Origin of the sequence: Aquimarina sp. AU119 (assembly GCF_900312735.1) — a bacterium.
Taxonomy (GTDB): Bacteria; Bacteroidota; Bacteroidia; order Flavobacteriales; family Flavobacteriaceae; genus Aquimarina; species Aquimarina algiphila.
In genome coordinates this window covers 1-1,063 of record NZ_OMPF01000002.1, presented here as the reverse complement: position 1 = coordinate 1,063, position 1,063 = coordinate 1, and the positions used below count along the sequence as shown (strand labels likewise).

General features: G+C 30.1%; 1 protein-coding gene. It reads right to left on the bottom strand.

All coding sequences use genetic code 11. From position 1 onward, the window contains the following. Window positions 1-185: 185 nt before the first annotated feature. Window positions 186-974 carry a hypothetical protein gene (locus DK442_RS03545; RefSeq protein WP_109434483.1) on the bottom strand — a complete coding sequence of 263 codons (789 nt, stop codon included), beginning with the start codon at window positions 972-974 and terminating at the stop codon, window positions 186-188. Between the last annotated feature and the right edge of the window lie 89 nt (window positions 975-1,063).

The window sequence follows — 1,063 nt, the reverse complement described above, 5'->3', positions numbered from 1 at the left end:
AACGTCTATTATAAGAAACGTAGGGTGGGTGATAAGCAATACGTTTTGGATTGGTACTAAGCCAAATATAAATATTTTACTTTTATATTTTTTCTCATAAACGCCAAATTTTATATTTGGCGATTTTACAAATAATTCAAGATCTTTTGGTTAAGTCTAAAACCCCTATGTTTTCTTATACATTGTTAGGCAACGTAATTTTCTTTCCAACCATTGGTTTTAGCAATCAATTCTGGATATATACAAGATGAGTTTCCGTCTTGTGAAACCAAAATTTTAATTGAATCTCCGATTGATTTGTTATTTGTCAAAGCCAAATTATTAGTCCTTGATTTCGCAACGTTATTTCCATATTCATAGTGCACATCCATTGACGAACCAAATTTCGAAAATGTAAAACCTTTATTATGGTTTATTGAAACTATTTTCCCCTCCATAATTCTACCTGTTTTATATAATGAGATTTCTTTATTTATTCGTGAGTATAAAAGATAGCAAAGAATTAGCCCAATTAAAAGAACAACTCCAGTTATGTAATACATAAAATCCACACTAAACGAATATTGCCCAAATTCTGTAGGTATTGATTCTCCGTTTAAATGTTTAATTGAGATTATATCTCCTGTTTTTAAATTATCAGTTTTTTCTGGCTCAAAAACACTAAATTTTGATTCTGTTTTCTGTCCGTTGTTATCAAATTCATAAGTCAAAACTTGTGGATTATTTCCATTGATAGTTATGTTATCAATTTCTTTAATTCCAGTTAGAGTGGCATTTACTTTTATTCCATCCGATTGAATTTTTTCAGCGTTTTCAACAAATGGGAAACTATTTCCTAATGAATTCATCATTAACCCCATCGGAAGAAAAAGAAGTAATGCAAATGCCATTCCTTGAAATGCAAAGAGTAGTAAAACTGGTCTTATTTTAGCTCTTTGCCAAATGGTTTTGAAATTAGTTTTTCTATTTGTCAATATCGTTTGTTTTTATGTTGCCTAACGTTTAATATATGTGTCGTAGCAGGACAAAATGTTACCGTGCTTTTCGATTTTTCTGCGCATTG